Genomic DNA, 23,851 nt, shown 5'->3' with positions numbered 1-23,851 from the left:
GTCAGTGCTCAGGCACCCCCGACCGCCGTCAGCAGGGCGAGCGGCGCCGCGGCGGACCGGGCTTCCCGCCCGCACGCGTGCGGATAGGGCACCGGCTCCCCGTGCGTGTCCCGCCCGTACCCCGCCAGCACCTCCGGCAGCCGGTGCCCGCCCACGGTCGCCGCGTCGACCAGCGCATGGGCGACCGTACGGGCCTCGTCGTGCAGCCCGTAGCGCGCCAGACCCAGCGTGATCAGCGCGTTGTCGTGCGGCCAGACGGAGCCCCGGTGATAGGAGAGCGGATGGTACGCCGGCTGCCCCGAGGCGAGCGTGCGGACGCCCCAGCCGGAGAAGAAGTCCGGCTCCAGCAGCCGCCGGCCCACCACCTCGCCGTACTCCTTGTCCAGCAGCCCCGACCACAGCAGATGCCCGGCGTCGGAGGCCAGCGCGTCGATCTGGCGGCCCTGGCCGTCCAGCGCCAGCGCCGGGAAGGACCGCTCCCGCATCCAGAAGTCCCGCTGGAACCGGTCCCGCAGGTCGGCCGCCGCCTGTTCCAGCAGGGCGGCGTACGTCTCGTCGGCCCACACCGCGCGCGCCACGCCCGCCGTGCGGCGCAGCGCGTCGTACGCGTAGCCCTGGGCGCCCGCCGCCATCACCGCGCCGGTGGGCCGGGTGCCGTCGGCGCAGCAGATCGCGCCGGGGGAGTCCTTCCAGTTCTGGTTGGCGAGGCCGCCCTCGTCGGCGCGGTAGACGAGATAGCCGCGCGAGGTCAGGCCGCCGTGGTCGAGCATCCAGCCCACGGCGGCGCGGGCGTGCGGCTCCAGGCGCCGGGCCAGCTCCACGTCCCCGGTCTGTTCGACGTAGGCGCCGAGCAGGACGAGGAAGAGGGGAGTGGCGTCGACCGAGCCGTAGTAGCGGCGGAACGGCACCTGGCCGAAGTGGGCCAGCTCACCGTGCCGGACCTCGTGCACGATCTTGCCGGGCTGGGCGACCGGGGACATGCCGGTGCCGGTCGCCTGGGTGGCGGCCAGGGCGAGGAGCGTGGCGGCGGCCGTCCCGTGGTGGTAGGGCAGGGCGAAGAGGGAGGTGAGGAGCGCGTCACGGCCGAGCAGGGTGAGGAACCAGGGGGCGCCGGCCGCCGGCACGCGCAGTTCCTCGCCGTCCGGCCCGAGGGCCGGGACCTGGAGCGCCGCCAGGTCGGCCAGACCCCGGGCGCAGGCCGCGGCCAGCTCCGGCCAGCCGGTCGGGAAGGCCACGCCCTCCACGAACTCGCCTTCTGCGGCGAGGAGCTGCTCGTGCACGGCGGCGGGGTCGCGGGGCACGCGCACCGCGCGCTTCTCGCCGTGCGGCCGGGCGATCACCCGCAGCAGCAACTCCGTCGTGCCGTGCGGTGCCAGGTCGAGGGTCCACACCAGCCGACGGGCGCCGGTGCCCGTCTCCTCCACGGCGTCCGGGGCCGGAGCGGACGTGATCGTCGTACAGGACCGCCACTCGGCGCGCCGGTAGGTGAACTCGATGCCGTCGTCCAGGACGTGGCGGGAGCGCACGGCTCCGGCCTTGACGTAGGTGCGGTGGTCGGAGCGGAGCTCGAACTGGTCGGTGAAGTCGGCGTCGACGGTGAGCGCGAGCCGGACGGTGGTGGGCACCGGACGGTTGCTGGTCACCTTCACGGACTCCACGAACGAGCTGTCGCCGACGGCCTGCTCCCGGAACACGGTGTGCGCGGGGGGCTCCTGCCGGCCGCCGCGCGGGACCAGGACGCAGCGGGCCGCGTCCCCGTCGGTCACCGGGGTGAGCACCTCCGGCACCGCACCGTCGACGGTGAGCTGCCAGCGGCTGAGGTGCCGGGCGTCCCGGACGAATAACCCGTCCGGGGAACTGCCGCCCCGCACCCCGCTGATGTCGCCACGGTCGCCCACGGCGGCGAAGCTGGCGCCGTGCACGAGCAGATGATGCCGGTCCGTCATCCCCGGTCCCCTCCTTTGTCACTCCGGTCGAACGTGCCGGTGCCCGAGAGAGACACGTCCTTTTGTGTGCTCTTGTCCAACTTTTGACGGTCGTGCGGTGCGAGTCGCTCGTGGCACAGGTCGAGCGCGAGCGCCGCCGTCCAGCTGAAGCCCGTCGCGCCGCAGGCCGCGCCGGTGTACGGGTCGACGTACTCGGCGAAATCCGTGGCACCGGCCAGGTGCAGCACCGCCTCGCGCAGGGCGTCGGCCGCCGCCGTCTCGCCGTGGGTCCGCAGCCCGCGCTCCAGCAGCCAGTTCGTGTTGAACCAGGCCGGGCCGCGCCAGTAGCGCTGCGGGTCGAATGCCTCGCCGAGCAGGTCGTAGCTCGGGACCAGCCGGGTGCGGTCGCCGAGCGAGAAGTGCGGCCCGCGCAGGGTGCGGACGAGGGTGGCGGCGATGTCCCGGGGGAGTCCGGGCAGCAGCAGCGGCACCAGCCCGGAGACACCGCGCTCGGGCACGAGCCCGTCACCGCGCAGGTCCCGGCACAGGAACATCCCGGCCTCCGCGTCCCACAGCCGCTCCACCAGCGCCGCCGTCAGCCGCCCGGCGCGGGCCCGCCGGGCCGCCGCGGCCACGCCCAGCTCCTCGGCGATCCGCGCGAGGGCCAGTTCGGAGGCGATGAGCAGAGCGTTGAACGCCGGATCCTCCACGGCGAACTCCCCGCCGCCCCCCTGGCCCCCGCCCGCCCCGGCCCCACGGCTCCCGCCCGCCCCGGCGCCTCCGTTCCCGCCCGCGCCGACGCCTCCGTTCCCGCCCGCGCCGACGCCTCCGTTCCCGCCCGCGCCGTCCCGGTATCCGCGCTCCCGGTAGTCGGCGGCCAGCCGCACGTACCGTCCGTAGTCCAGATCCGTCGGCCGGTCCTCGGGCGCGCCGTGATCGAGGTCGGCGCGGCGGAAGGAGCGGGCCGGGGCCGGGGTGATCCGGGCGAGCGGGGCGTCCCAGCAGGGGCTGTTGTCCATGCCCTGCTCCCACGGGTGGACCACGCCGGCCAGGCCGCCGCCGCCCAGGTCCCGCCGGTGCAGCAGATACCGGTGCCAGGCGGCCAGCCGCGGGTACACCCGGGCCAGGAAGCCGCGGGCCCGGGACAGCCCCGGGTCGGCGCGGTGCACCAGCCAGGCCGCCAGCGCGTGCACCGGTGGCTGCACGATGCCGGACGTCTGTACGGTGCGCGGGGCACCCGCGGCGCGTCCGGCGGTGGCGGAGCGCCAGAAGTCGGGGCTCGGGAAGTAGGCGTCGAGCGGGACGGAGGGGTTGAAGACGATGTGCGGGACGCGCCCGTCGGCCCACTGCGCCGCGAGCAACGTCTCCAGCTCGGTCTGGGCCCGCAGCGGCGAGACGTGCCGCAGTCCGATGGCGATGAACGCCGAGTCCCAGGACCACTGGTGCGGATACAGCCTCCGGGACGGGACCGTCGAACCGCCCGTCCAGTTGGCCGCCAGCACGCGGGCCGCTCTGACGTGCAGGGACGTCGCGGACGCCGGGGTGGCGGACGGCTTGGCCGGTGGATCGTATGCGATCTCGTACGCGGTGGAACGGGCGGTGAGCTGGGCGGTGCGATCCACTCGGGACTCCCCGAAGACGTTCGGCCGAGCGGGTTTGGCCCCGGCCACCGTAGGGTTACGTCTATTTAACACGCAAAACTCAATATGTAATGCAAGCTGGAGAAACACAAGGGGGTGCGCATGACCGGACGTCCGGGAAGAACCGGCCGGAGCGGAAGCCAGGCGGGTGCCGGTGATCTGCTCGCACTCGTGCGCAACGGGCGGGCCGTCACCCGGGGTGCGTTGCAGCAGGCGACCGGGCTGTCCCGGGCCACCGTCGGCCAGCGCCTGGACCGGCTGTTCCGGGCCGGCTGGCTGCGCGAGGGCGCCGGCGGCCCGGTGGACTCGCCGCTCGGCGGACGCCCCTCCATCACCCTGGAGTTCGACGACTCCCACGCCGTGGTCCTCGCCGCCGACCTGGACACCCGGCACGCCCGCGCGGCCGTCCTCACCCTGACCGGCGAGATCCTCGCCGAGCGCGGGGGCACGCTGGTGGTGGAGGACGGCCCGGAGGCGGTCCTCGGCGAGCTGGGCCGCTGGTTCGCCGAGTTGCTGCCCGAGGCCGGGCACCGGGCCGGGGAGGTGTGCGGGATAGGGCTCGCGGTACCGGGCCCGGTGGACAGCGAGACCGGCCGGGTGGTCCAGCCGCCGATCATGCCGGGCTGGGACGGGTACGACATACGCGGCCGGCTGTCCCGGGCCTTCACGGAGCACACCGGCGCCGGTGCGGTGCCGGTCCTGGTCGACAACGACGCCAACCTCATGGCCTACGGCGAACAGCGCACCGGACACCCCGACTGCACCGCCTTCGTGCTGGTCAAGGTCTCCACCGGTATCGGCGCCGGGGTGGTGGTGGACGGCTCGATCTACCGGGGGGTCGACGGCGGCGCGGGCGACATCGGGCACATCCGGGTCGGCGCCGACGCGCTGTGCCGGTGCGGCTCCCGGGGCTGCCTCGCGGCGGTCGCGAGCGGCGGTGCCGTGGCCCGGCGGCTGGCGGCCTCCGGTGTCCCGGCCGCCTCCGGCTCGGACGTGCGGGACCTGCTGGCCGCCGGACACCCGGAGGCCGCCGCGCTGGCGCGGGAGGCCGGGCGCCGGGTCGGGGACGTGCTGGCGACGGTCGTGACCCTGCTCAACCCGGGCGTGCTGATGATCGCGGGCGATCTGGCCGGGACGCCCTTCCTGACCGGCGTGCGCGAGCTGCTCTACCAGCGGGCGCTGCCGCGCTCCACGGCCCGCCTGGACGTCGTCACCTCACGGATCGGGGAGCGGGCGGCGCTGATCGGCGCCGGGGCACTGGTGGTGGAGCACCTGTACGCCCCGGAGCGGGTGGAGGAGCGGCTGCGCGCCCTGGGGGTGTGACGTGGCTGTTTCGGTCTCGAACGGTGGTCCGCATGGTGAAATCCGGTGCGCTGTGGCAGCGTGATTCTCGCCACCCTTGATAGGGGTAGCGCTCAGATGAGCGGATCATGTGCGGCTGCACTTCTCCAAGGGGTGGCACTCGGTGCCACCCCTTGATCGTTCATCGATCGAAATCAGATGTGTAGCACTCCCGCTCATGTGAGCAGAAAGCCGCATCCGGAAGCCCTGATGCGTTCAAGAAGTGAACACATAACGGCGTCATCCCTTGCCAAGCTTTGACTTTCGATCCACTGGCGGACGGGTGGTTACAGGCGCATGACGCGCAAGTGGACGTACCCAGGAACCTTCGATCTGGGTATGTTCCTCGCCGTCAGGGCAGCCACCGTGGCCTCAAGGAGTCGAGACCCGTGTCGGAAAACAAAGAACCCCACGTAGCGAAGTTCGTTTACGACTTCACCGAGGGCAACAAGGACCTCAAGGACCTGCTCGGCGGCAAGGGCGCCAATCTCGCCGAGATGACCAACCTGGGTCTTCCGGTCCCTCCCGGCTTCACCATCACCACGGAGGCCTGCAAGGTCTACCTGGAGAGCGGTGAGGAGCCCGCGGCACTGCGTGACGAGGTGAGTGCGCACCTCGACGCCCTCGAGGCGAAGATGGGCAAGAAGCTCGGCCAGGCCGACGACCCGCTGCTGGTCTCGGTCCGCTCCGGCGCCAAGTTCTCCATGCCCGGCATGATGGACACGGTCCTGAACATCGGTCTGTCGGACAAGTCGGTGCAGGGGCTGGCCCAGCAGGCCGGCGACGAGCGGTTCGCCTGGGACTCCTACCGCCGCCTCATCCAGATGTTCGGCAAGACCGTCCTCGGCGTCGACGGCGAGCTGTTCGAGGAGGCCCTCGACAAGGCCAAGGCCGCCAAGAAGGTCACGGTCGACACCGACCTGGAGGCCGCGGACCTGAAGAAGCTGGTCACCACCTTCAAGAAGGTCGTCAAGAAGGAGGCCGGCCGGGACTTCCCGCAGGACCCGCGCGAGCAGATGGACCTCGCCATCAAGGCGGTCTTCGACTCCTGGAACGGCGACCGCGCCAAGCTGTACCGCCGCCAGGAGCGCATCCCGCACGACCTGGGCACGGCCGTCAACGTCTGCTCGATGGTCTTCGGCAACCTCGGCCCCGACTCCGGCACCGGCGTCGCCTTCACCCGCGACCCCGCCTCCGGCCACCAGGGCGTCTACGGCGACTACCTCCAGAACGCGCAGGGCGAGGACGTGGTGGCGGGCATCCGCAACACGGTCCCGCTGGCGGAGCTGGAGCAGATCGACAAGAAGTCGTACGACCAGCTGATGCAGATCATGGAGACGCTGGAGAACCACTACAAGGACCTCTGCGACATCGAGTTCACGATCGAGCGCGGTCAGCTGTGGATGCTCCAGACCCGCGTCGGCAAGCGCACCGCGGGCGCGGCCTTCCGCATCGCGACCCAGCTGGTCGACCAGGGCCTGATCGACGAGACGGAAGCCCTCCAGCGCGTCACCGGTGCCCAGCTGGCCCAGCTGATGTTCCCGCGCTTCGACGACAGCGCCAAGACCGAGCAGGTCGGCCGGGGCATCGCGGCCTCGCCGGGCGCGGCGGTCGGCAAGGCGGTCTTCGACTCGTACACCGCCGTCAAGTGGTCCCGCTCGGGCGAGAAGGTGATCCTGGTCCGCCGGGAGACCAACCCCGACGACCTGGACGGCATGATCGCGGCCGAGGGCATCCTCACCTCGCGCGGCGGCAAGACCTCCCACGCGGCCGTGGTCGCCCGGGGCATGGGCAAGACCTGTGTCTGCGGCGCCGAGGAGCTGGAGGTCGACACCAAGCGCCGCCGTATGACGGTCCCGGGCGGACACGTCGTGGAGGAGGGCGACCTGATCTCCATCGACGGCTCGTCGGGCAAGGTCTACCTGGGCGAGGTCCCGGTCGTCCCGTCCCCGGTGGTGGAGTACTTCGAGGGCCGGATGCACCCCGGTGCCGACGACGCCGACGAACTGGTCGAGGCGGTCCACCGCATGATGGCCTTCGCCGACCGCAAGCGCCGGCTGCGGGTGCGGGCCAACGCGGACAACGCCGAGGACGCGCTGCGCGCCCGTCGCTTCGGCGCCCAGGGCATCGGCCTGTGCCGCACGGAGCACATGTTCCTCGGCGAGCGCCGTGAGATGGTCGAGAAGCTGATCCTCGCCGACACCGAGGAGGAGCGCGAGGCCGCCCTCCAGGAGCTGCTGCCGCTGCAGAAGAAGGACTTCGTCGAGCTGTTCGAGGCGATGGACGGCCTGCCGGTCACCGTCCGCCTCCTCGACCCGCCGCTGCACGAGTTCCTGCCCGACATCACCGAGCTGTCGGTCCGCGTGGCGCTGGCCGAGTCCCGGCAGGAGCCGCACGAGAACGAGCTGCGGCTGCTCCAGGCGGTGCACCGGCTGCACGAGCAGAACCCGATGCTGGGTCTGCGCGGCGTCCGCCTCGGCCTGGTCATCCCCGGCCTGTTCACGATGCAGGTCCGCGCGATCGCGGAGGCGGCGGCGGAGCGCAAGTCGGCCAAGGGCGACCCGCGCGCCGAGATCATGATCCCGCTCGTCGGCACGGTCCAGGAGCTGGAGATCGTCCGCGAGGAGGCGGACCAGGTCATCGCCGAGGTCGAGGCGGCGACCGGTACGTCGCTCAAGCTGGCGATCGGCACGATGATCGAGCTGCCGCGCGCCGCCCTCACGGCCGGCCAGATCGCGGAGGCGGCGGAGTTCTTCTCCTTCGGCACGAACGACCTGACCCAGACGGTCTGGGGCTTCAGCCGCGACGACGTGGAGGCCTCCTTCTTCACGGCGTACCTGGAGAAGGGCATCTTCGGCGTGTCGCCCTTCGAGACGATCGACAAGGACGGCGTCGGCTCCCTGGTGAAGGCGGCGGCGGAAGCGGGCCGACGGACCCGCCCCGACCTCAAGCTGGGCGTCTGCGGCGAGCACGGCGGTGACCCGGAGTCGGTCCACTTCTTCCACGAGGTGGGGCTGGACTACGTCTCCTGCTCCCCGTTCCGCATCCCGGTCGCCCGGCTGGAGGCGGGCCGCGCGGCCACGACGTCGGCGGGCAGCGACCACCGCTAGGGCCGCTCCTTTGGAGCATGCCGGGCTCGCGGGGTCTGGCACCGCGCCTCGCCGCGTTGGCCCTGCCCGGCACCGGACCCCGGAGCCGCCGACGGTCCCCGACCCTCACCGATCGACGGCGGCCCCGGCGCACGAAAGAGAAGGGGCGGCATCCCTGTGCGGGGGATGCCGCCCCTTCGGCATGCGCTCAGCCGCACGGACACCGGTGAACGGCGGACGGCCCGCCGACCGGGTCGTCCCCGCCGGCCGCCCGCCTCCGTCCGACACACGGCCGCAACGCCCCTTTCGTAATCGCCGCGCATGGTTGATCGTTGGGCCGTGCATCGATGACGAACGTCAGGGGGCACACGATGGGGAGTTTCAGCCGCAGGACGCTGCTGGCCGCGGGCGCGGGCGCCGGACTGCTCACGGCGTGCGGGTCCGACACCGGCCGGGGAGGCGGCGGTTCGGGGCCGCAGTTGTCGCAGTGGTACCACCAGTACGGCGAGGCCGGCACCGAGCGGGCCGTACAGCGCTACGCCGCCGCCTTCCGCAAGGCGCACGTCACCGTCCAGTGGCGGCCGGGCAACTACGACCAGCAGACCGCCGCCGCGCTGCTCACCGACTCCGGGCCCGACGTCTTCGAGGTCAACGGGCCCACGCTCGACCAGATCCAGGGTGGTCAGGTCCTCGACCTCACCGAACTGCTGGAGGGGGTGAAGGACGACTTCAACCCGGCCGTGCTCACCCCCAAGACGTACGACGGGAGGGTCTGGGGCATTCCCCAGGTCGTCGACACGCAGCTGCTCTACTACCGCAAGAGCCTGCTCAGGGACGCCGGGGTCGAGCCGCCCACCACCCTGGACGCCCTGGTCGACGCCGCCCGCGAGCTGACCGACGGCAAGGTCAAGGGACTCTTCCTCGGCAACGACGGCGGCGCCGGGGTGCTCGGCGGGACCCCCCTGTACGCGGCCGGCCTCCAGCTCGTCACCGACGACGGCAAGGCCGGCTTCGACGACCCCGCGGCGGCCCGCACCCTCGGCAAGCTGCACCGGCTGTACGCCGACAAGTCCCTGCTCCTCGGCGCGCCCTCCGACTGGTCGGACCCCTCCGCCTTCCTCCAGGGGCTGACGGCCATGCAGTGGTCCGGGCTGTGGGCGCTTCCCCAGGTGCGGAAGGAACTCGGCGACGACTTCGGCGTGCTGCCCTTCCCCGCGGACGGCGGCCACGGCCGGCCCTCCGTGCCCGTCGGCGCCTACGGCGCGGCCGTCAGCGCCCGCAGCACGCACCGGGAGGCCGCCAAGGAGTACGTGAAGTGGCTGTGGGTCGACCGCACCGACTACCAGGAGGACTTCGCGCTGTCGTACGGGTTCCACATCCCGGCCCGGGTGTCCCTCGCCGAGAAGGCCACGAAGCTGAGGCGGGGCCCGGCCGCCGACGCGGTCCGCCTCACCACCGACCACGGCTACGCCCAGCCACTGCTGTGGACCCCGGCGAGCCAGACCGCCTACCAGGACGCGCTCAGCCGGATCATCAGGAACGGGGCGAGTCCGGAGCGCGAACTGCGGTCCGTCCTCGGGAAGGTGTCGGCCGAACTCGCCCGTGTGAAGAACGCGAAGAAGACGTCGTGAGGCGGCGCCGAGCCCTCTGGTTCTGGGTGTTCGTCGGTCCGTTCGCGTTCGGGCTCGCGCTGTTCACGTACGTTCCGCTGCTGTGGAGCGTGGGCTTGAGCTTCTTCGACGCGCACAACACCGTCACGCCCACGCACTTCGTCGGTCTCGGCAACTACACGGCGATGCTGCGGGACGACGCGTTCGTGGACAGCCTGAAGACGTTCCTGGTCTTCACCGCCTTCATCGTGCCCGTCACCTACGTGTTCTCCCTCTCCCTCGCCCTGATGGTGAACCGGGTCCGGCGCGCCCGCGCCTTCTTCCGGTCCGTGTTCTTCCTGCCGGCCGCGTGCAGCTACGTCGTGGCCGCGCTCATCTGGAAGATGTCCCTGTTCAGCGGGGTGCGGTTCGGGCTGGCGAACACGGTGCTGGGGTGGTTCGGCGGCGATCCCGTCGCCTGGCTGTCCACCCCCGATCCACCCTGGTACTGGCTGGTCCTCGTGACCGTACGGCTGTGGCTGCAGGCCGGGTTCTACATGATTCTCTTCCTCGCGGGACTGCAGCGCATCGACCCGGTGCTGTACGAGGCGGCGGCCGTGGACGGGGCCCGGCCCGGCTGGACGGTGCTGCGCCACATCACCCTGCCCCAGCTGCGGGCCACCTCGGTCGCGGTGGTGCTGCTGCTCGTCATCAACGCCTTCCAGGCCTTCGACGAGTTCTACAACCTGCTGTCCGACGCCAGGGGCTATCCGCCGTACGCCCGGCCGCCGCTGGTCTACCTCTACTACGTCGCGCTCGGGCAGGGGCAGAACCTGGGCCTCGGCAGCGCGGGCGCGGTGATCCTCGCGCTGGTCATCGTGGTCGTCACGGTGGGGCAGGCGCGCTGGCTGCGGCTGGGAAGGACGGACGGCGATGGATGACGCCCTGGTGCGGGCCGGGCGGGCCCTGCGACTGGTCCTGCTGGTCGCGCTCGCCCTGCTCTTCCTGATCCCCTTCTATCTGCTCGTGCGCAACGGGCTGGCCAGTGAGCAGGACATCACCTCGCCCGAATGGACCTTCTTCCCGGCCGAGCTGCGGTGGGGGAACGTCCGGGAGCTGTTCGGCGACCCGTCCGTTCCGTTCGCCCGGTCGCTGCTCAACTCCGCGCTGATCGCCGTCGCGACCACGCTGGGCACCCTGCTCCTGGCCTCCCTCGCCGGCTACGGCCTCGCCCGCATCCCCTACCGGCACGCGAACAAGGTGTTCTACGGCATCCTCGGCACCCTGCTGGTTCCGGCGGCCGTCACCTTCGTCCCCAGCTTCGTGCTGGTGTCGTCGCTGGGCTGGATCTCCACGCTGCGCGGCCTGATCGTCCCGACCCTGTTCTCCGCGTTCGCCTGCTTCGTCTTCCGGCAGTACTTCCTCGGTTTCCCGCGGGAACTGGAGGACGCCGCGCAGGTGGACGGGCTCGGGTACTGGCGGACGTACTGGCTCGTCGTCGTACCGGGCGCCCGTCCGGTGTTCGCGGCCGTCGGGACCATCGTGTTCCTCGGGGCGTGGAACTCCTTCCTGTGGCCGCTGGTGATCGGGCAGGACCGCCGCGCCTGGACGGTGCAGGTGGCCCTGTCCTCGTTCACCACCGCCCAGGTCGTCCGGCTGCACGAGCTGTTCCTGGCGGCGGCCGTGTCGATCCTGCCGCTGCTGCTGGTGTTCCTGTGCTTCCAGCGGTGGATCGTGGCCGGGGCCGAGCGGTCCGGGATCGACTGAACCGGCTCAGGCCGTGGAACCGCCGTCGACCACCAGGTCGGCGCCGACCACCGAGGCCGCGTCGTCCGAGGCCAGGTAGAGCACCGCGGCGGCCACCTCCTCGACGGTGGAGACCCGGCCGAGCGGCACCTCGGTGCGCATGCGCGCGGCCCGGTCGGCCTCCGTCTCGCCGTGCTTGAAGGACATGTCCGTGGCGGTGGGGCCGGGGCTGACGGCGTTGATGCGCACTCCGTCGGCGATGTGGTCCAGGGCGGCGCCGCGGGTGAGGACCGACACGGCCGCCTTGCTGACCGCGTAGCCGGCGGTGCCGGGCAGCCGGCTGTGCACGCCGATCCGGGAGGCGATGTTGACGATGGCGCCGCCGTCGGGCCGGGTGCGCATGTGGGCGATCTGGGCCTGGAGGGCGAGGAAGACGCCGGTGACGTTGACGTCGAGCATCCGGCGCCAGTCCTCCTCGGCGAGGTCGCCCACGGACCGCCCCCGGCCCTCCAGCACTCCCGCGTTGTTCACGGCCACGTCCAGGGAGCCGAACCGGTCCACGGCGGCGGCCACCAGGGCCCGCGGGGCCCCGGCGCGGGAGACGTCGGCGGTGACGGCGAGCGCCTTGCCGCCCTCGCGCTCGATCAGCGCCACGGTCTCGTCGAGCGGGTCGCGGCGCCGGCCGGCGACGACGACCTGGGCGCCCTCCCGGGCGAGGGCGAGGGCCACCCCGCGGCCGATGCCGGAACCGGCGCCGGTGACGAGGGCCGTCCGGCCGGAGAAGCGGGCGCGCGAGGTCGGTGCGGTGGTCATGATCTCCCCTTTTTCTTGACCGATCGGTTCATTATCGCGGCAGGAAAAGGCGCGCCCGGTCCCGGGCGCGCCGGTCAGTCCAGCAGTGTGAGGGCCGCTTCCGCGGCGTCCCGGGCCCTGGCCGGGTCGGCGGACGCCCTGCCGACCACCCGCAGGCCCTGGAGCAGCACCAGGAGCATGCGCGCGAGGGCCTGCGGATCGCGGTCCCCGGCCAGCTCGCCCTGGGCCTGGGCGCGGACGAGCGCGGAGTGCAGCAGCGTCTCCAGGGTGTCCCAGCTGTGCTCCACCCGGCGGGTGACGTCCCGGTCGTGCGGGGCCAGTTCGACCGCCGTGTTGGTGACCAGGCAGCCCTGCTCCCGGGTCGCCTCGGCGGTGGCCTCGGCGGCGAACCGCCGGACCAGCTCGCGCACCGCCGGCAGCGCCGGGCCCGGCCCGGACAGGTCGCGGGTCAGCCGTGGGTTCTGCGCCTGCCCGTACCGGTCCAGCGCCTTCAGGTACAGCTCGTGCTTGCTGCCGAAGGTGGCGTACAGGCTCGCCTTGCCGATGCCCAGGTGCTGCACCAGGTCGGCCATCGACGTCGCCTCGTAGCCGCGCCGCCAGAACAGCTCCAGGGCTGCCTGCAACGCGGCGTCCGGGTCGAATTCCTTGGTCCTGGCCATGGGTGCAGCCTAGGTTTATCAGACCGATCGGTCAAGAAAGGTCGAGTGAGGGGCCGACCGGGCAGAAGGGGGGCCGGAGACGCCGCGCTGGACGGGCCGCGCGCCCCGGCGGCTCCGGCCGGGCACGCCGCCGGACCGGCCGCGCGCACCCCGGCCGCCGGTGGCAGCATGGGATGCCATGCGGGCCGCGTACATTCAGGAGCCGGGTCCTCCGGACGTCATCCGGTACGGCGAGCTGCCCGCGCCCCGGCCCGGCCCGACCGACGTCCTGGTGGACGTGCTCGCCACGGCCGTGAACCCGGTGGACACCTTCGTCCGGTCGGGCGTGTTCCGTACGGCGCTGGACTTCCCGTTCGTCATCGGCCGTGACCTGGTGGGCACGGTGGCGCGGACGGGACCCGGCGTCACCGGCTTCCGGGCCGGGGACCGGGTGTGGTGCAACAGCCTCGGGCACGACGGGCGGCAGGGCGCGGCCGCCGAACAGGCGGTGGTGGCGGCCGACCGGCTCTACCCCCTGCCCGACGGGGCCGACCCGGATCTCGCCGTGGCGGCGCTGCACCCGGCCGCCACCGCGTATCTCGCGCTGTTCGTCCACGGCCGCCTCCGCCTCGGCGAGACCGTGCTGGTCGCGGGCGCCGCGGGCAATGTCGGCAGCGCCCTGCTGGCCTTCGCGGTGCGGGCGGGGGCCCGGGTCCTCGCCACGGCCGCCGCACGGGACGCCGGGTACTGCGCCGAGTCGGGCGCGGCCGAGGTGTTCGACTACCGGGACCCGGAACTGACCGGGAAGCTGCGCCGGGCGGCGCCGGCCGGGGCAGACCTGTACCTGGACACGGCGGGCGTCAACGACCTGGAGACCGCGGTCGGCCTGCTCGCCCGCCGCGGCCGGGTGGTGCTGATGGCCGGGGCGGGCACCCGGCCCGTGCTGCCGGCCGGCCCGCTGTACATGAACGACCGCTCCGTCGTCGGGTTCGCCCTCTCGCACGCGACGACCGGTGAACTCGCCGAGGCCGCCGTCGCCGTCAACGACCTGCTGGGCCAGGGCCTGCTGCGGCCCCGGAGCGTCGAGGTGCTCCCGCTGAGCGCCGCCGCCGCGGCCCACACCCGGATGGAGAAGGGCGAGCTGCGGGGGCGCCGGGTCGTCCTGCGCCCGGACGCGACCTGAACACCGGGCCCCCGTCCCGCAGGCCCGCCCCCCGTCCCGCAGGCCCGCCCCCCGTCCCGCAGGCCCGCCCCCCGTCCCGCAGGCCCGGCCCCCGTCCCGCAGGCCCGTTTCCCCGTCCCGGCCCGCGGGCCGCCGCTACAGCGCCCGCACCTCGTACACCGTCAGCCGCACCGACTCGTCGTCCAGGCACTGCCCGCCGGCCAGGTCGAAGCGCTGCTTGAGCAGCGGGGACGCCACGAACGGGCGGCCCCGGTCGGTGCCGGTCAGACCGCGGGAGAGGACGGCCGCGCCGGTGAAGGGATCCCGGTTGTCGATGGCGTACAGCCGGTCCGCGCGGTCCCGGAACAGGGCGACCTGGCGGCCGTCCGGCAGCAGGGCGGCCACCCCGCGGCCCGGCACCAGCGTGTCCAGGTCGCAGACGGTGAACCAGCCGTCCGCCAGCTGGAGCTGGACCTTCAGGTCGGTGGTCTCTAGTGCCAGGGTCATCGCTGGGCGCTTCCTTCCAGGACGTCGTCGGCGGGCCGCAGGCCGATGGACAGCAGCGGCAGGTCGGGCTTGATCTGGTCGCGTTCGGGGACGAAGGAGACGACCGGGTCCGGGGTGTCCGGGGCGTTCACGAAGGACACGAACCGGGCCAGCCTCTCGGGGTCGTTCACGGTCTCCGCCCACTCGTCGCGGTAGTGGGCGACGTGCGCCCGCATGAGCTTCTCCAGCTCGTCGCAGATGCCGAGCGAGTCGTGCACCACCACGTCCCGTACGTGCTCCAGGCCGCCCGGGATCCGCTCCAGCCAGGTGCTGGTCCGCTCCAGCCGGTCGGCCGTACGGATGTAGAACATCAGGAACCGGTCGATCAGCCGCACCAGTTCGGCGTCGGACAGGTCCTGGGCCAGCAGATCGGCGTGGCGCGGGGTGGCACCGCCGTTGCCGCCGACGTACAGGTTCCAGCCGTTGGAGGTGGCGATCACCCCGAAGTCCTTCGACTGGGCCTCCGCGCACTCGCGAGCGCACCCGGAGACGGCGGACTTGAGCTTGTGCGGGGACCTGAGTCCTCGGTAGCGCAGCTCCAGATCGATCGCCATCCGCACCGAGTCCTGCACGCCGTAGCGGCACCAGGTGGAGCCCACGCAGGACTTCACCGTGCGCAGCGACTTGCCGTAGGCGTGCCCCGACTCGAAGCCGGCGTCGACCAGCCGTGCCCAGATCAGCGGAAGCTGCTCCACGCGGGCGCCGAACATGTCGATCCGCTGGCCGCCGGTGATCTTCGTGTAGAGGCCGAAGTCCCGGGCGATCTCGCCGATCACGATCAGCTTCTCGGGCGCGATCTCGCCGCCGGGGATGCGCGGCACCACCGAGTACGAGCCGTTCTTCTGGAGGTTGGCGAGGAAGTGGTCGTTGGTGTCCTGGAGGGCCGCCTGCTCGCCGTCCAGGACATAGCCGCTCGCGCCGATCGACGGGGCGAGGGAGGCGATGATCGAGCCGACCGCGGGCTTGCACACCTCGCAGCCCTCACCGCCCCGGGCGCCCTCCCGGCCGTGGCGGTCCAGCAGCTCACGGTACGAGGAGACGCGCAGGGCGAGGACGATCTCGTACAGCTCCTCGCGGGTCTGCGGGAAGCAGCCGCACAGGCCCTTGTCGACCTCGACGCCGGACGCCTCCAGTTCGGCGGTGACCAGCTGGCCGAGCACCTTCACGCAGCTGCCGCAGCCCGTGCCGGCCTTGGTGCACTTCTTCACCTCGGGCACGGTCACGCACCTGTGCTCGGTGACCGCGCCGCGGATCGTGCCCTTGCTGACGTTGTGGCAGGAGCAGATGACCGCCTCGTCCGGCAGGGCGGACGGGCCGAGCTGGGCCCCCGAGCCGGCTCCGGCGGGCAGGACGAGCGACTCGGGGGAGACGGGGGGCACCGAGCCGGTGAGCGCGCGCAGGGTGCCGTAGGCGTCCGCGTCACCGACCAGGATGCCGCCGAGGAGCGTGCCGTCCCGGCCGATGACCAGCTTCTTGTACAGGCCCGCGCGGGAGTCGGAGTAGACGACGTCCAGGCAGTCCTCGGTGGTGCCGTGGGCGTCACCGAAGGAGGCGACGTCCACGCCGAGCAGCTTCAGCTTGGTGGACAGGTCGGCGCCGGTGAACGTCGACTGATCGGCCTCGTCGGCGGCGATGGCGGCGGCGGCCGTCTCGGCCTGCTCGTAGCCCGGCGCCACCAGCCCGTACACCCGGCCGTCGACGGCCAGCGCGCACTCGCCGATCGCGAAGACGTGCGGGTCGGAGACGGTCCGGCAGCGCTCGTCGACCGCGATGCCGCCGCGCTCGCCGACCGTCAGGCCCGCATCGCGGGCCAGCTGGTCACGGGGGCGGACACCGGCGCTGAACACCACCATGTCGGTGGCGAGTTCCGAACCGTCGGACAGCTTCATGCCGGTGACGGCGCCCGCCGCGTCGGTGACGATCTCCTGGGTGCCCACACCGGTGTGGACCGTCAGGCCCATCTCCTCGATGGTCCGCAGGAGGGCCGCGCCGCCGCCGTCGTCCACCTGCACCGGCATCAGGCGCGGCGCGAACTCCACGATGTGGGCGTCGAGGCCGAGGCCCTTGAGCGCGCCCGCCGCCTCCAGGCCGAGCAGCCCGCCGCCGACCACCGCACCGGTGGACGCCTTCGCCCGCGCGTACTCCTCGATCGCCAGCAGGTCCTCGATGGTCCGGTAGACGAAACAGCCGGCGGCGTCCTTGTTCGGCACCGGCGGCACGAACGGGTAGGAGCCGGTGGCCAGCACGAGGACGTCGTAGTCCACGACCAGCCCGGAGCGGGCGGTCACCTTCCGCGCCGCGCGGTCGACCGTCTCCGCCGGGTCGCCGAGGTGCAGTTCGATGCCGTGGTCCTCGATGAAGCCGAGGTCGGTCAGGGAGAGGTCCTCGGGGGTCCGGCCCGAGAAGTACGAGGTGAGCTGCACGCGGTCGTAGGCCGGACGCGGCTCCTCGCAGAGGACGACCACGCGGTGCGTGGCGGTCAGCCCGCGCTCGGCGAGCGCTTCGAGGAAGCGCTGGCCGACCATGCCGTGGCCGACGAGCACGATCGTGGGGGTGGCCCCCGGGGTGGCGGTCATTCAGGAGCCTCCATCGTTGGTGAGCAGGTGGAGCAGGGGGCCGTCACCGGGGAGCGGCTCTGCTCCCTCCCAGGCACGGGCGAGCGTGCCGACGGTGCCGAGTTCGCCGACGAGGACCCCGCCGACCAGGCGGTCGTCACGGACGACGACCTTGCGGTAGGTGCCCCGGGTGGCGTCGGCGAGCCGGACCACGTCGTCGCCGGGGCGCGCCTCCGTCTCGCCGAACGCGGCGAGGTCGAAGGGGGAGTCGGGACCGGTGAGGGTCAGCCGGGTCAGGGAGCGGGTGCCGCGGTAGCGGGCGTCGGCGTCGCCCGCGAGCAACTCGGCGAGCGCGTCGGCCTGTTCCAGCGCGGGGGCGGCCAGGCCGTAGACCGTGTCGTCGTGCTGGGCGCAGTCGCCGACGGCGTGGATGTGCGGGTCGGAGGTGCGCAGCTCGTCGTCGACGAGGACACCCTTGTGGACGGCGAGGCCCGCCTGCTCGGCGAGGCCCGTGCGGGGCCGTACGCCGCAGGCGAGGACCACGAGATCGGCGTCCAGGGCGTAGCCGTCGGCCAGTTCCACCGAGCGGACCGCACCCCCGGCGCAGCGCACGTCCCGCACCCGGCACTCGGTGTGCACCTCGACGCCCAGGTCGGTGAGGTGCCGCAGCACCAGCCGGGAGGCGTCCGGGTCGAGCTGGCGCTCCATGAGCCGCTCGGCCTGCTGGGCGAGCACCACCTGGGCGCCGCGCACGGCGAGCGCGCGGGCCGCGGAGACGCCGAGCAGCCCGCCGCCGATGACGACCACGCGTACCCCCGGCCGGACCGCCGCGGCCAGCCCCAGGCAGTCGTCCATGGTGCGGAACGCGTGGACTCCCTCGGGGAGCCGGTGGTCCGGGCCGAACAGCCCGCGCAGCGGGGGCAGCACCGGGTTGGAGCCGGTGGCCAGCACCAGCGTGTCGTAGGCGATCGAGGTGCCGTCGGCGCAGGCGACGGTCCGGGCGGGCCGGTCGATGCCGGTCACCCGGGTGCGCAGCAGGCCGGCGGGCGGCGGGAGGGTGATCACCTCCGGGGCGTACCGGCCGGCGAGCACCTCGGCGAGCAGCACCCGGTTGTACGGCGCGTGCTCCTCCTCGCCGACGAGCAGCGCGGGCGTGCCCAGCTCGCCGAGCCGCCGGGCGAGCCGGACGCCCGCGAGGCCGGCGCCGATCACCACCACACGCGTATTCGAGGTCATGTCCCCGAGCGTGCGGTCCCTTCGTTACCCGGCGGCATCACTCCTGTTTCCCATGAGGAACGCTGCCCTCAGCGGGCCGGGGCGGGGAGTGTGAGGGGGGACGGGGGCGTCGCGGCCGGGTGCGGCCCCGTTCACCGCCCCACCGACAACGGCCCCCGCTCCGGGCGGACCGGCGGTCACGGGGCCCGCAGCAGCTCCACCAGGCCCGTGGTGTCCTCCGCGCCGTGGCCGTCGGCCAGGCGCCGCCGCATCAACTCCAGGAAGGGGGAGAGCAGTTCCGGGCTCACGCCCTGTTCGGCGGCCGTGCGCAGCAGCGTGTCGCTGCCCGCGACCTGCATCTCCAGGTTCGACACCACGTCGGTGGTGTAGTCGCCGGACGCCAGCCGTTCGGCCGTGCCGTGCGCCATGCCGGTCATCGCGTGCAGCCAGGGCACGAGCAGCGCGGCGAAGTCCTTGGGCGGCACGTCCGTGCCGCGCAGCAGCGCGAAGGCGTGGGTGACGCCCGCGAACATGCCGTACATCCCGCTCAGCAGGGCCACGTCGTACAGCGCGGCGAGGCCGGGGTCGGCGCCGGTGTACTCGGTGCCGGCCGGCACGGCGAGCGTGTCCCGGTGCTCCTGGAACACCTCCGGCCGGCCGCTGTAGAGCACGAAGGCGCCGGGGGCGCCGATCATCGGCGGCACGGCCATGATCCCGCCGTCCAGGAACCGGGCGCCGCGCTCCTCGGCCCATGCGGAGCGCGCGCGGGCGTCGGCGGGGGTGCCGGTGGTGAGGTTCACCAGGTCCCGGCCGGTGAGGTCGGCGCCCTCCAGGGCGGTGCCGACCGAGGCGTCGTCCAGCAGACAGGCCACCACGAGCCGGTTCGCGGCCACCGCCTCGGCCGCGCTGCGGGCCGCCACCGCGCCCTCGGAGGCCAGCGCGGCCGTCCGCTCGGGCGTGCGGTTCCAGACGGTCAGCGGATGCCCGGCGGCGAGCCAGGCCCGCCCGAGGGCGGTGCCCATCGCGCCGGTGCCGAGCAGGGTCAGGGGCGTACGGGGAGCGGGGGAAGGGGAGTTGTGGGTCATGGCGACTAGGCTCGCCCGGGGGAACCCCCGCGGAGAAGTACGTACTTTCGAGTGGGTGGTTACCGGCGGGAAAGAGTTCAGGTCGGAGGGGGAACACCATGCCGGTGGGGCGGCGGCCGGGGGCGTACGTCTGCGGGACGGACGCGGCGATGGACATCATCGAGGGCAAGTGGAAGGTGACGATCCTGTGGGCGCTGGGGCAGCGCACCCACCGTTTCGGCGAGCTGCGCCGGCAGCTGCCGGGTGTCACGGAGAAGGTGCTCGCCGCTCAGCTGCGCGAACTGGAGGCCGACGGCATCGTGCACCGCGAGGAGTACGCCGAGGTGCCGCCCCGCGTCGAGTACTCGCTCACCGAGATCGGTACCCGGCTGAACGAGGCGCTGGCGCCGCTCGGGGTGTGGGGGAGGGTGCACGTGCTGGGCGGGGAACCGGCGCCGCACTGAGTTTCAGCGGCTGCCCGTCAGATGGGCGAAGACGACCACGTTGCCCTGGTAGCCGGTGGCCTTCGAGTAGCCGCCGCCGCAGGTGATGACGCGGAGTTCGGGGCGGGGTGCCGCGCCGTACACCTTGTCGTCGGGGAAGCCGCGGGCCGAGTACACCTCCACCGCGTCGACGGTGAACACGGCGACGGTGCCGTCCCGGCGGTCCACCTCGATGCGGGCGTCCCGCTTCAGCGCGCCCAGGTTGTAGAAGACGGCGGGGCCCTCGGTGTTGTCGACATGGCCGGCGACGATCGCGGTGCCCGTCTCCCCGGGGGTGGTGCCGGCCTCGTACCAGCCGGCCAGGTTCTTCTGCCCGGCGGGCGGCGCGTCCAGGCTGCCGGAGCGGGTCAGGGCCAGCCCCGTGAGGGGCGCGTTCACGCGGATGGCGGGGATGCGGATGCGCAGCGGCGGGGAGGGCGCGAGAGCGGGTGCCGAGCGCCGTTCACCGGCCGGGTCGGGGCGGCCCTCGGCCGCCGCCGGCTGCGGTGGCGTGCGGGTACCGGAGCCGCCGAGCAGCCACACGGCCGAGCCGAGGGCCAGGACGGTGACGGCGGCTATGGCGGTGTCCCCGAGCCGGGCACTGCGGCCGCGCCCGGCCCGCTTGGCGGCCTTGGCGCCTCGCACGCGCCGGGCGGTCCTGGCGCTCCTGCCCATACGAACCCCTCTCCGGAGGCGAGCCCCCTGAAGGCCCCCTCCCCCTCCGGGCCGCGAGGGGCATCGGACCCGGAGGGGGCGGGACGTGCGGTACCGGCGGACGGACAGCGGAGGGTGTCCGTCAGATCCCGTCGCCTCTCGCCCGGCGATGCAGGAGCCAGGTACCGCCCGCGGCGGCGACGGCCAGCGCCGCCACACCCGCCGCGGTCTGTACGGGGTCGGGGCCCAGTCCGCCGCCGACCCCCGTCTTCACGCTTCCCCGCGGCTGCACCTGTTCGTGTGCCGCGGTCAATGCCACCACCAGGTCGCCCGTCACCTGCCGGTCGCCCTCCGCGCACTTGGCGACGATCTCGTACGTCCCCGGCTGTGCGCTCGGCGGCACCCGGAACTGGCCGATCGCCTCTCCCTCGTGCGTGCTGGGCGCCAGCATGAAGACACCGGCGCCGACCGCGCCCGCGTCCCCGGTCGCCGCGCCCGGGTCCCCGCACGCGGCGGTGTTCACCGTGACCTGTGCGCCGGGCGTCACGGTGGAGGGGTACACGTCGAGACGGCCGGCGGGGGAGCCGATGGTTCCCGCGCCGCGGAGCTGAGCCGCCGGGTGCCCGGCGTCGACGGCGTGGGCGGGTGCCGCGGCGGCCACGGCGAACGCGGTACCGGCCAGCAGACGGGCAGTGCGTCGCATGGTGCTCCCCAGAGCTTGTCCGACTCGTCCAGGGGTGCGCCCCTGCCCTTCCGAGATAAGTGGCTCCGGAGCGGGTCCGCTTCCTGAGGAGGCGTCAGGAATGCGGTGAACGGGTGTCGGCCGCGCCACCCGCACGGGCTAGCCGGTGCGACGTCGTGGCAGGTCATGGGCGGGGCCGGGGTCAGCGGGAGGCTGCGGTATGAAAAGAACACGAATGGAGCGGTGGTGGCGGTGAACGGGTGACGGGACGTCAGCGCCGACGGCCGCCGCCGGGGCGTCGCGGGGCGGGGCAGGGCGGACCGGGGCCGGGGTGTCGCGGGGCGGGGCAGGGCGGACCGGGGCCGGGGTGTCGCGGGGCGGGGCAGGGCGGACCGGGGCCGGTGCGTCGCGGAGCGGGACGCGGCGCAGCGGCCGTCCCGGTGCGGTGGGCACGGGACGGCCGCTGTACGGCGGTGGCGGGTTCAGGTCACGTTGACCGCGCTCCACGCCGCGGCCACCGCGTTGTACTCGGTGCTGCCCGAACCGTAGAGGTCCTTGGCCGCGCTGAGGGTCGCGGTCCTGGCCCCCTTGTAGTTCGTCGAGGAGGTCATGTAGACCGTCAGCGCCCGGTACCAGATCTTGCCGACCTTGTCCCGGCCGATGCCGGTGACCGCGGAGCCGTTGTACGTCGGCGAGTCGTAGCTCACGCCGTTGACGGTCTTCGCGCCGCTGCCCTCCGCGAGGAGGTACGCGAAGTGGTTGGCGACGCCGGAGGAGTAGTGGACGTCCAGATTCCCGACCGAGCTGCTCCAGTAGTCCGCCGAGTTGCCGTCCTTGGACGGCTTGTCCATGAAGCGCAGGGCCGCCTTGCCGAAGCCGGGCTTCACGATCTTCTCGCCGATGAGGTAGTCACCGGTGTCGGAGGAGTTGTTCGCGTACCACTCGACCATCGTGCCGAGGATGTCGGAGGTGGCCTCGTTCAGCCCGCCGGACTCGCCCGAGTAGGTCAGCGCGGCCGTCTTGGACGTCACGCCGTGGGACATCTCGTGCCCGGCGACGTCCAGGGCGACCAGCGGCCCGAAGGTGGTCCCGTCACCGTCGCCGTACGTCATGCAGAAGCAACTGTCGTCCCAGAAGGCGTTGTTGTAGTTGTTGCCGTAGTGGACGCGGTTGTACGAGCCCTTGCCGTCGCCGGCGATGCCGGTGCGGCCGTGGACGTTCTTGTAGTAGTCCCAGGTCTCGTTCGTGCCGTACTGGGCGTCGACGGCGGCCGAGGCGCGGTCCGCGGTGGTACCCGAGCCCCAGTGGTTGTCGGCGTCCGTGAACAGGGTGGCGGGGGCCCGGCTGAAGCAGATGCCGAAGATGCACAGGTCGGTCTTGTTCTCCGCGTCACCGGTGTAGGTGTTGCCGCGGGTGGGGTCCTTGAGCTGGTACGAGGACCCGGACGGGGTGGTCTCCAGCGGCACGGTCCCGCTGTAGAGCGCCGAACCGTCGCCGGTGGCCGTCTCGATGCTGTCCCAGGCGTCGATCTGCGCGCCGGTGCGCGCGTCGGTCAGCACGGTCCGGGCCACGGGGTTGCCGAGCGAGTCATGGCCGACGGCGTTGGTGCGCCAGGCCAGCTTCGGGCTGCCGTGCAGGGCGTCGACCACCAGCTCCGGCTTGGCCTTGACCTGCCGCAGCGTGGCGCCGGGGTTGGCCGCGCGCAGCGCGCCCACCGCGAGGCCGGCGGCCTTGGGGCCGGAGACCGCCGGGGTGACGGAGGGCAGGGAGATCGTCTGCCGGGTGGCGCGGTCGGCGCCGCGGTAGCCGCCGTCCGGGGCCAGGTGGACGACGAAGTCGCCGCCCAGGACGGGGAGCCGGCGGTAGGTGCGGTCGTAGCGGACGTGCTGGGTGCCGTCCCGGTCCACGATCACGTCCCGGACGTCGGTGTCCTGGGGGGCGGTGAGGCCCAGGGTCGTGGCGTGGGCCAGAAGTGCCGATGCCGCGTTCGCGACCGCGGTGGCCCGGGTCGGTCCGCCGTCGGCGTGGGCGGCGGGGGAGAGGCCGACGGCCAGCAGGGTCGCGGTGGTGACGGCGACACCGGCGCTGGCTGTGCGGCGGGTTCCTCGGACGTGCTGCCGTATCCGGCTCATCTGTCTCCTCGGGAAGGCGCCGGGCTGGACGTGGGGGTGGCGCTGATGTCCCGAGATTTAAGAGGGCATGACATGTCATGTCCATAGCTTCTTCATGGAGATGTGTGGGGAGCCGGCGAGGGTACAGAATCGTTTCCGTGATCGCCGAGGACCCCCGCGGGGACGCCCGCCCCCTGCCCTTCTTCGTCTACGGCACGCTCCGCCCCGGCGAGGCCAACCACGCCCTGTTCCTGCGCGGCCGCACCCTCGCCGAGGAACCGGGACACCTCGCCGGCGCCGTCCTGTACGCCGGCCCCGGCTACCCCTACGCCGTCGAGGAACCCGGTGGAACCGTGCGCGGCGACGTGGTGACCGCCCGGCCGGAGGCGTACGAGGACCTGCTCGCCGCCCTGGACCGGCTGGAGGAGTACGTGCCCGGCGACCCCCGCAACCTCTACGAGCGCGCCGCCCGGGACGTCGTACGCACCGCCGGCGGCACCGTCCGGGCCTGGGTCTACCTGGCCGCTCCCGGCGTCGCCGCCCGGCTGCGCGACGGCGGCACGCGCATCGCGGGCGGCGACTGGCTCTCCCGCCGCTGA

General features: G+C 73.1%; 19 protein-coding genes. 8 read left to right on the top strand and 11 right to left on the bottom strand.

Going from position 1 to position 23,851, the window contains the following annotated elements:
- Positions 1–8: 8 nt before the first annotated feature.
- Together ACZ7KF_RS10925 and ACZ7KF_RS10920 are read right to left on the bottom strand one after the other, a co-directional pair.
- On the bottom strand, positions 9–1,946 hold the full coding sequence (locus ACZ7KF_RS10925) for an amylo-alpha-1,6-glucosidase (protein WP_471071525.1): 1,938 nt from the start codon (positions 1,944–1,946) through the stop codon (positions 9–11).
- The gene (locus ACZ7KF_RS10920) at positions 1,943–3,547 is read right to left on the bottom strand and encodes an MGH1-like glycoside hydrolase domain-containing protein (protein WP_471071522.1); all 1,605 of its coding nucleotides are present in this window, start codon (positions 3,545–3,547) and stop codon (positions 1,943–1,945) included. The genes ACZ7KF_RS10925 and ACZ7KF_RS10920 overlap by 4 nt, the downstream gene beginning before the upstream one ends.
- A 120-nt stretch (positions 3,548–3,667) precedes the next feature.
- On the opposite strand from ACZ7KF_RS10920, the gene ACZ7KF_RS10915 reads away from it, so the two are divergent.
- The 5 genes from ACZ7KF_RS10915 to ACZ7KF_RS10895 all read left to right on the top strand — a co-directional run bounded on the left by ACZ7KF_RS10915 (position 3,668) and on the right by ACZ7KF_RS10895 (position 11,351).
- Positions 3,668–4,888 (top strand): ROK family protein, encoded by a 1,221-nt coding sequence (locus tag ACZ7KF_RS10915; protein WP_471071520.1) that lies wholly within the window; start codon positions 3,668–3,670, stop codon positions 4,886–4,888.
- A gap of 407 nt (positions 4,889–5,295) precedes the next feature.
- The gene (gene ppdK / locus ACZ7KF_RS10910; protein WP_471071517.1) at positions 5,296–8,016 is read left to right on the top strand and encodes a pyruvate, phosphate dikinase; all 2,721 of its coding nucleotides are present in this window, start codon (positions 5,296–5,298) and stop codon (positions 8,014–8,016) included.
- A gap of 350 nt (positions 8,017–8,366) precedes the next feature.
- On the top strand, positions 8,367–9,626 hold the full coding sequence (locus ACZ7KF_RS10905; protein WP_471071514.1) for an ABC transporter substrate-binding protein: 1,260 nt from the start codon (positions 8,367–8,369) through the stop codon (positions 9,624–9,626).
- Positions 9,623–10,525, top strand: a complete 903-nt coding sequence (locus tag ACZ7KF_RS10900) for a carbohydrate ABC transporter permease (RefSeq protein WP_471071511.1) — start codon at positions 9,623–9,625, stop codon at positions 10,523–10,525. Before ACZ7KF_RS10905 ends, ACZ7KF_RS10900 begins: the two co-directional genes overlap by 4 nt.
- Complete coding sequence (locus ACZ7KF_RS10895) at positions 10,518–11,351, top strand: carbohydrate ABC transporter permease (RefSeq protein ID WP_471071508.1); 834 nt, start codon at positions 10,518–10,520, stop codon at positions 11,349–11,351. The genes ACZ7KF_RS10900 and ACZ7KF_RS10895 overlap by 8 nt, the downstream gene beginning before the upstream one ends.
- Positions 11,352–11,357: 6 nt before the next feature.
- On the opposite strand, the gene ACZ7KF_RS10890 is transcribed toward ACZ7KF_RS10895, so the two are convergent.
- Both ACZ7KF_RS10890 and ACZ7KF_RS10885 read right to left on the bottom strand, forming a co-directional pair.
- The gene (locus tag ACZ7KF_RS10890) at positions 11,358–12,143 is read right to left on the bottom strand and encodes an SDR family NAD(P)-dependent oxidoreductase (RefSeq protein ID WP_471071504.1); all 786 of its coding nucleotides are present in this window, start codon (positions 12,141–12,143) and stop codon (positions 11,358–11,360) included.
- 74 nt (positions 12,144–12,217) lie between these two features.
- Positions 12,218–12,802: a TetR/AcrR family transcriptional regulator gene (locus ACZ7KF_RS10885; protein WP_471071502.1), complete on the bottom strand. Its 585-nt coding sequence runs from the start codon at positions 12,800–12,802 to the stop codon at positions 12,218–12,220.
- 178 nt (positions 12,803–12,980) lie between these two features.
- Between ACZ7KF_RS10885 and ACZ7KF_RS10880 the strand changes: the two genes are divergently transcribed.
- Complete coding sequence (locus ACZ7KF_RS10880; RefSeq protein WP_471071499.1) at positions 12,981–13,964, top strand: NADPH:quinone reductase; 984 nt, start codon at positions 12,981–12,983, stop codon at positions 13,962–13,964.
- Between the two features lie 135 nt (positions 13,965–14,099).
- On the opposite strand, the gene nirD is transcribed toward ACZ7KF_RS10880, so the two are convergent.
- The 4 genes from nirD to ACZ7KF_RS10860 form a co-directional block, all read right to left on the bottom strand.
- Entirely contained in the window at positions 14,100–14,450 is a 351-nt protein-coding gene (gene nirD / locus ACZ7KF_RS10875; protein ID WP_471071496.1) for a nitrite reductase small subunit NirD, read from the bottom strand.
- Complete coding sequence (nirB, locus tag ACZ7KF_RS10870; protein WP_471071493.1) at positions 14,447–17,065, bottom strand: nitrite reductase large subunit NirB; 2,619 nt, start codon at positions 17,063–17,065, stop codon at positions 14,447–14,449. The genes nirD and nirB overlap by 4 nt, the downstream gene beginning before the upstream one ends.
- Positions 17,066–18,280 (bottom strand): NAD(P)/FAD-dependent oxidoreductase, encoded by a 1,215-nt coding sequence (locus tag ACZ7KF_RS10865; protein WP_471071490.1) that lies wholly within the window; start codon positions 18,278–18,280, stop codon positions 17,066–17,068.
- 176 nt (positions 18,281–18,456) lie between these two features.
- Positions 18,457–19,344 (bottom strand): NAD(P)-dependent oxidoreductase, encoded by an 888-nt coding sequence (locus tag ACZ7KF_RS10860; RefSeq protein WP_471071487.1) that lies wholly within the window; start codon positions 19,342–19,344, stop codon positions 18,457–18,459.
- Between the two features lie 98 nt (positions 19,345–19,442).
- Between ACZ7KF_RS10860 and ACZ7KF_RS10855 the strand changes: the two genes are divergently transcribed.
- Complete coding sequence (locus ACZ7KF_RS10855; protein ID WP_471071484.1) at positions 19,443–19,787, top strand: winged helix-turn-helix transcriptional regulator; 345 nt, start codon at positions 19,443–19,445, stop codon at positions 19,785–19,787.
- 3 nt (positions 19,788–19,790) lie between these two features.
- Here the strand turns inward: ACZ7KF_RS10855 and ACZ7KF_RS10850 are convergent, their stop codons facing one another.
- From ACZ7KF_RS10850 to ACZ7KF_RS10840, 3 genes are all read right to left on the bottom strand, one after another.
- Entirely contained in the window at positions 19,791–20,450 is a 660-nt protein-coding gene (locus ACZ7KF_RS10850) for a class F sortase (RefSeq protein ID WP_471071481.1), read from the bottom strand.
- Positions 20,451–20,601: 151 nt separating this feature from the next.
- Positions 20,602–21,162, bottom strand: coding sequence for a hypothetical protein (locus ACZ7KF_RS10845; protein ID WP_471071478.1), 561 nt, complete (start codon positions 21,160–21,162; stop codon positions 20,602–20,604).
- 461 nt (positions 21,163–21,623) lie between these two features.
- Positions 21,624–23,273, bottom strand: a complete 1,650-nt coding sequence (locus ACZ7KF_RS10840; protein WP_471071475.1) for a M4 family metallopeptidase — start codon at positions 23,271–23,273, stop codon at positions 21,624–21,626.
- A gap of 137 nt (positions 23,274–23,410) precedes the next feature.
- On the opposite strand from ACZ7KF_RS10840, the gene ACZ7KF_RS10835 reads away from it, so the two are divergent.
- On the top strand, positions 23,411–23,851 hold the full coding sequence (locus ACZ7KF_RS10835; RefSeq protein WP_471071472.1) for a gamma-glutamylcyclotransferase family protein: 441 nt from the start codon (positions 23,411–23,413) through the stop codon (positions 23,849–23,851).

This window comes from Streptomyces sp. NPDC038200, assembly GCF_055600785.1.
The sequence above is the reverse complement of the archived record's forward strand: the minus strand, read 5'-3'. Positions and strand labels throughout refer to the sequence as shown.

What these genes read in the sequence shown, in the direction of transcription:
- ACZ7KF_RS10855 (WP_471071484.1), top strand. Translation starts at nt 19,443, where the DNA reads ATGCCGGTGGGGCGGCGGCCGGGGGCGTACGTCTGCGGGACGGACGCG.
- nirB (WP_471071493.1), bottom strand. Translation starts at nt 17,065, where the DNA reads ATGACCGCCACCCCGGGGGCCACCCCCACGATCGTGCTCGTCGGCCAC.
- ACZ7KF_RS10925 (WP_471071525.1), bottom strand. Translation starts at nt 1,946, where the DNA reads ATGACGGACCGGCATCATCTGCTCGTGCACGGCGCCAGCTTCGCCGCC.
- ACZ7KF_RS10905 (WP_471071514.1), top strand. Translation starts at nt 8,367, where the DNA reads ATGGGGAGTTTCAGCCGCAGGACGCTGCTGGCCGCGGGCGCGGGCGCC.
- ACZ7KF_RS10865 (WP_471071490.1), bottom strand. Translation starts at nt 18,280, where the DNA reads ATGACCTCGAATACGCGTGTGGTGGTGATCGGCGCCGGCCTCGCGGGC.
- ACZ7KF_RS10845 (WP_471071478.1), bottom strand. Translation starts at nt 21,162, where the DNA reads ATGCGACGCACTGCCCGTCTGCTGGCCGGTACCGCGTTCGCCGTGGCC.
- ACZ7KF_RS10840 (WP_471071475.1), bottom strand. Translation starts at nt 23,273, where the DNA reads ATGAGCCGGATACGGCAGCACGTCCGAGGAACCCGCCGCACAGCCAGC.
- nirD (WP_471071496.1), bottom strand. Translation starts at nt 14,450, where the DNA reads ATGACCCTGGCACTAGAGACCACCGACCTGAAGGTCCAGCTCCAGCTG.
- ACZ7KF_RS10880 (WP_471071499.1), top strand. Translation starts at nt 12,981, where the DNA reads ATGCGGGCCGCGTACATTCAGGAGCCGGGTCCTCCGGACGTCATCCGG.
- ACZ7KF_RS10890 (WP_471071504.1), bottom strand. Translation starts at nt 12,143, where the DNA reads ATGACCACCGCACCGACCTCGCGCGCCCGCTTCTCCGGCCGGACGGCC.
- ACZ7KF_RS10885 (WP_471071502.1), bottom strand. Translation starts at nt 12,802, where the DNA reads ATGGCCAGGACCAAGGAATTCGACCCGGACGCCGCGTTGCAGGCAGCC.
- ACZ7KF_RS10915 (WP_471071520.1), top strand. Translation starts at nt 3,668, where the DNA reads ATGACCGGACGTCCGGGAAGAACCGGCCGGAGCGGAAGCCAGGCGGGT.
- ACZ7KF_RS10860 (WP_471071487.1), bottom strand. Translation starts at nt 19,344, where the DNA reads ATGACCCACAACTCCCCTTCCCCCGCTCCCCGTACGCCCCTGACCCTG.
- ACZ7KF_RS10895 (WP_471071508.1), top strand. Translation starts at nt 10,518, where the DNA reads ATGGATGACGCCCTGGTGCGGGCCGGGCGGGCCCTGCGACTGGTCCTG.